Origin of the sequence: Actinomadura logoneensis, from assembly GCF_003428695.1 — a bacterium.
GTDB classification, from domain to species: Bacteria; Actinomycetota; Actinomycetes; order Streptosporangiales; family Streptosporangiaceae; genus Spirillospora; species Spirillospora logoneensis.
Genome location: NZ_QURH01000851.1, coordinates 1 through 5,376 on the forward strand (window position 1 = coordinate 1; position 5,376 = coordinate 5,376).

The 5,376-nt window shown below is 70.7% G+C and carries 5 protein-coding genes; all 5 read left to right on the plus strand.

Annotation, left to right across the window (positions count from 1 at the left end; translation table 11 throughout):
- Nucleotides 1-110: 110 nt before the first annotated feature.
- A complete protein-coding gene (locus tag DZF91_RS28850) occupies nt 111-752 on the plus strand; it encodes a PIG-L deacetylase family protein (RefSeq protein ID WP_117360272.1) in 642 nt (213 codons plus the stop codon).
- Nucleotides 753-761: 9 nt separating this feature from the next.
- The gene (locus DZF91_RS28855; RefSeq protein ID WP_117360273.1) at nt 762-1,787 is read left to right on the plus strand and encodes an NAD-dependent epimerase/dehydratase family protein; all 1,026 of its coding nucleotides are present in this window, start codon (nt 762-764) and stop codon (nt 1,785-1,787) included.
- A gap of 11 nt (nt 1,788-1,798) precedes the next feature.
- Nucleotides 1,799-3,055: a DUF4910 domain-containing protein gene (locus DZF91_RS28860; protein ID WP_235834637.1), complete on the plus strand. Its 1,257-nt coding sequence runs from the start codon at nt 1,799-1,801 to the stop codon at nt 3,053-3,055.
- Complete coding sequence (locus DZF91_RS28865; RefSeq protein ID WP_117360275.1) at nt 3,052-4,089, plus strand: hypothetical protein; 1,038 nt, start codon at nt 3,052-3,054, stop codon at nt 4,087-4,089. Before DZF91_RS28860 ends, DZF91_RS28865 begins: the two co-directional genes overlap by 4 nt.
- Nucleotides 4,086-5,376: oligosaccharide flippase family protein (locus DZF91_RS28870; RefSeq protein WP_117360276.1), on the plus strand; the 1,291-nt coding region annotated here is incomplete at its 3' end. The genes DZF91_RS28865 and DZF91_RS28870, both read left to right, overlap by 4 nt.

A 5,376-nucleotide genomic window follows, 5' to 3' on the forward strand; every position in this document is an offset into this window, starting at 1 on the left:
CCCGGGCGGGCCGCGGAGGGTGCAGGAACCGGACGGGCCCGGGGCGGGGCGCGGCCGGTCGGACGCGGCCGCGGCCGGGGGGCGGCGGCGGTGACCGGGACGAGGAGAGAATGATCAGACTGACGCCGGGGCACTGCTCGGAGATCCTGCTGCTCGGGGCGCACTGCGACGACGTGCCGATCGGGGCGGGCGGGACGCTGCTGCAGCTGTGCCGCGCCAACCCCGGGCTGAGCGTGCGGGCGCTGATCCTGTCGGGCGCCGGGACGGTCCGCGAGGCCGAGGAGCGGGAGGCGCTGGACGCGTTCTGTCCGAAGGCGCGGCTGGAGGTGGCCGTCCTCGACATGCCGGACGGCCGGCTGCCCGCCTACTGGGAGCGCACCAAGGAGGCGCTGGAGGAGATACGGCGCGGCTGCGATCCGGATCTGATCCTCGCGCCGTGCGCCACCGACGCCCACCAGGACCACCGGGGCCTGGCCAAGCTCGTCCCGACCGTGTTCCGCGACCACATGACGCTCGGCTACGAGATCCTCAAGTGGGAGTCGGACCTCCTGCAGCCCGGGGTGTTCGTGCCGCTGGCCGAGCCCGTGGTCACCGAGAAGATCGAACTGCTGCGCCGCTGCTACCCGTCGCAGCACGACCGCACCTGGTTCGACGACGAGACGTTCCGCGGCCTCGCGCGCGTGCGCGGGGTGCAGGCGGGCGACCGCTACGCCGAGGGCTTCCACTCCAGCAAACTCACCCTCCGATTCTGAGGAGCTGCTTTGCGCGTCCTGCTCACCGGCCACCAGGGGTACCTCGGGACGGTCATGGCGCCCGTCCTGACCGCGGCCGGGCACGAGGTCACCGGTCTGGACTCCGGGCTGTTCGCCGACTGCGTGCTCGGGCCGTCCCCGGACGACCCGCCCGCACTCGCGGTCGACCTCCGCGACGTGGCGGCCGGGGCGCTCGCCGGCTTCGACGCGGTGGTGCATCTCGCGGCGCTGTCGAACGACCCGCTGGGGTCGCTGCGCCCGGAGATCACCTACGACATCAACCACGGCGCGGCGTCCCGGCTGGCGCGGCTCGCGCGCGATGCCGGGGTGCGGCGCTTCCTGTACGCCTCGACGTGCTCGGTGTACGGCGCGAGCGGCGAGGAGCTGGTGGACGAGGACGCCCCGCTGCGTCCCGTCACGCCGTACGCCGAGTCGAAGGTGCGGGTCGAGGACGACATCTTCGCCCTCGCCGACGACGACTTCTCGCCCGTCTCGCTGCGCAACGCGACCGCGTTCGGGTTCTCGCCACGGCTGCGCGCCGACATCGTCCTCAACAACCTCGTCGGGCACGCGCTGCTGTCCGGCGTGGTGAAGGTGATGTCGGACGGGACGCCGTGGCGCCCGCTCGTGCACGCGCGCGATATCGCCGCCGCGTTCGCCGCCGTCCTGGACGCGCCGCGCGAGGCCGTCCACGCTAAGGCGTTCAACGTGGGGACCGAGCGCAACAACCTTCAGGTCGCGCAGATCGCCGAGCACGTGAAAGACGCGGTTCCGGATGCGGAACTGGTCATCACTGGGGAGACGGGCGGGGACCCCCGGTCCTACAGGGTCGACTTCGCGCGCATACGAGCGGCGCTCCCCGGATTCGACTGCGCCTGGTCCGTCGCGGACGGCGCCAGGGAGCTGGCCACGGCGTACCGCGAGTACGGGCTGACCCAGGAGACGTTCGACCGGCGCTTCACCCGCCTCGCCCGGCTCGCCGACCGCCAGGAGGCCGGGACGCTCGACGGTGACTTCCGGGACACGCGCCCATGACACCGGACGAGATGCACGCTCTGGTGCGGCGGCTGTATCCGCTGTGCCGGAGCATCACCGGGGACGGTGTCCGGCAGACGCTCGACATCGTGGGGGAGTACCTGCCGTCCTTGCGCGCGCACGAGGTGCCGACCGGCACGGATGTGCTGGACTGGACGGTCCCCCGCGAGTGGAACATCCGTGACGCCTACATCAAGGACGTTGCGACAGGTGAGCGCGTCGTCGACTTCCGGGCACTGAACCTGCACGTCGTGGGTTACAGCGCCCCGGTGCACGCGACGATGACGATGGACGCCTTGGCGCCGCACCTGCACACGCTTCCTGACCAGCCGTCCCTGGTCCCGTACAGGACGAGCTACTACGCCGAGACGTGGGGTTTCTGCCTGAGCGAGGAGACCCGTGCGTCCATGGGGGACGGCCCGTTCGAGGTCTTCATCGACTCGACCTTGGCGGACGGTCACCTCACTTATGGCGAGGCCGTCATTCCCGGAGCCACCGACAGGGAAGTGCTGATCTCCTGCCATGTTTGCCATCCGTCCCTGGCGAACGACAACCTGGCCGGTATCGCGGTGGCCGTCGCCTTGGCGCAGCGGCTCCATGAACCCCGACACACCTTCCGTTTCATTTTCGCGCCGGGGACCATCGGGGCCATCACCTGGCTCGCCCGCAACCGTTCACGGGTGGACGCCGTTGCTCACGGTCTGACCCTCGCGTGCGCGGGAGACCCGGGGCAGATCCATTACAAGCGGAGCCGCCGGGGCGACGCGTCCGTGGACCGGGCCTTCGAGCATGTGCTCCGGGATCGTCCGCACACGATTCTCGACTTCTCCCCCTACGGCTACGACGAACGCCAGTACTGCTCCCCCGGTTTTGATCTTCCGGTGGGCTCGCTGACGCGGACGCCGTACGCCGGATATCCCGAGTACCACACGTCCGGCGACGATCCCGCGTTCGTCTCCCCCGCCGCGATGGGCGACACGCTCGACAAGCTCTGGGACGCCGTCCAGGTGCTGGAGCGCGACCGCACGTACCTGAACCTCAGCCCCTATGGCGAACCCCAGCTGGGACGCCGCGGACTGTACGCGTCCCTCGGCGGACGCAGCGACACCAAGCAGACCCAGATGGCGATGCTGTGGGTGCTGAACCTCTCGGACGGAGGGCACAGCCTCCTCGACATCGCCGCCCGATCCGACCTGCCGTTCGCGGCCGTCGCCGACGCGGCCGACGCCCTGCGCGACGCCGGACTCCTCAAGGAGTTGGAACCATGACCGAGCTGAAGGCCCGGCCCGAGAAGGGGCCCGGACGCGGGTCCGGCACCGGACTGCGGGTCGGTGACGTCGTCGAGGTGCTCGGCGCGGAGGAGATCCTCGCGACGCTCGACGAGCGGGGCGAGCTGGACGGCCTGCCGTTCATGCCGGAGATGCTGGCGTACTGCGGCCGGCGGATGACCGTCCACAAGGTGGCGCACAAGCTCTGCGACACCATCAGCCGTTCCGGTATGCGCCGCATGGAGGACGCCTTCCACCTCGCCGGAGCGCGCTGCGACGGCTCGTCCCATGGCGGCTGCCAGACGGCGTGCTCGCTGTACTGGAAGGGCGCCTGGCTCAAGCGCGTCGGCCCCGGCCCCGCTCCGGAGCCCGTGCCCGCCGAGCAGGACGAGGGCATGCGCAAGTTGCTCCCGCTGCTTGAGGTGAACACGCGCAAGGACACCGACACCGATGGCGAGGTTCTTTACTCCTGTCAGGCCACCGAGCTGCTGCGCGCAGCGCCCGAGCGCGTGGGGGTAAAGAACGTCGGCCAGTTCGTCGAGGACGTCCGGACCGGCAACAACACGGTCGGCGAGTCCGTCAGGGCGTTCCTCATCGGCGGCTACAACCGGTACCAGGACATCACGCGCGCGCGTCTGCCGAAGCCGCTCCTCATCAACAACGGGCTGCGCTGGGCGCTGTTCGAGGGCGCCTTGGATGGCCGGACACCCGTGGAGTCCCTCGACCTCAAGCCGGGAGAGCTCGTCAGGGTCAAACCGCGTGACGAGATCATCAAGACGCTCAACAAGGACCTGCTGAACCGCGGCATGGGCTTCGAGAACGAGATGGCCCGGCACTGCGGCAAGACGGCTCGCGTGCGCGCGCGGGTGGAGAAGGTCATCGACGAGAGCACCGGACGGCTGCTCACCATGAAGACGCCCTGCATCATCCTGGAGGGCCTGGTCTGCGAGGGCGCCTACAACTTCAACTGCCCGCGCGAGTTCGTCCCCTTCTGGCGGGAGATCTGGCTGGAACGCGTCCAGGACGCGCCTTGAGCGACGAACTGAAGGAAGGCCCAAAGGGCCACGACGGCCAAGGCGGCGGGGGCCAGGACGGCCAGGCGGCCGAGCGGTCGCTGGGCGCCAAGACCCGTCGTGGGCTGAGCTGGAGCCTGCTGGGGACCGTCGGGACGAAGGCCGGGTCGTTCGCGCTCAACCTCGTGCTCGCGCGACTGCTCGCCCCCAAGGACTTCGGCGTCTTCGCCATCGCGCTCGCGGCCTGGGCCTTCCTCATTCACGTGAACGACGCGGGCATCATCGCGGCCGTCGTGCAATGGCGCGGCAAGCTCGAAGAGATGGCCCGTACGGCGACCGTGCTCGCGTTCGCCTCCAGCGCGCTGGTCTATGTGGCGTGCTGGTTCGCGGCCCCGTACTACGCGCACCTCGCGCACAGCGACGCCGCCACAGGGCCGATCCGGTTGCTGTGCGTCGTGGTGGTCGTGGACGGGATCACGGCCGTCCGCAGCGGTTCCCTCATGCGCGCGTTCAGGCAGGACACGATCGTCAAGGCGAACCTCGCGGGACTGGTGTGCCAGGCGCCCGTCGCGGTCGTGCTGGCCCTGGCGGACTTCGGCCCCTACAGCTTCGTGTGGGGACAGGTCGTCGCGTCCGCCGTCGCGGGCGCGCTGATCCTGCGATGGGCGGACGTCCCGTCCGGAGGTGGCTTCGACCGGGCGGTCGCCGGGCGGCTGCTGCGCTTCGGACTGCCGCTCGCCGCGTCCCTCGGCATCGAGTCCGTGCTGCTCAACGCCGACTACGTGATCGTCGGGCACGTCCTCGGAACGGTCGCCATCGGCTACTACATGATCGCGTTCAACGTCTCGAGCTGGGTGCCGACGCTGATCGGGCAGGCGATCCGGTACGTCTCCACAGCCGCGTTCTCCCGGCTCGCCGAGCGCGACGACCCCGACTCGCTGTCCGACGGCGTCCGGCGCAGCCTGCCGCTGCTGCTGGCGTTCGTGTTCCCGGCGGCGGTGCTGCTCGCCACGCTCGCCGAGCCGCTGCTGGCCTTCCTGTACGGCGCCCGCTGGACGCCCGGCGCGGTCGTGCTGGGGTTCCTGGCGATCCTCATGGCCGTCCGGATGATCACCTCGCTGACCTTCGACGTCCTCACCGCGGCCGGCCGCACCCGCGCCACCATGTGGCTGAACCTCGCGTGGGTCGTCGTGCTCGTCCCCGCCCTGGTCGCGGGCGTGCGGGCGGACGGGATCCGCGGCGTCGGCGCGGCGCACGCCCTGGTCGGCGCGGCCGTGGCGCTGCCGCTCGCGCTCGCCGCGCTGCACC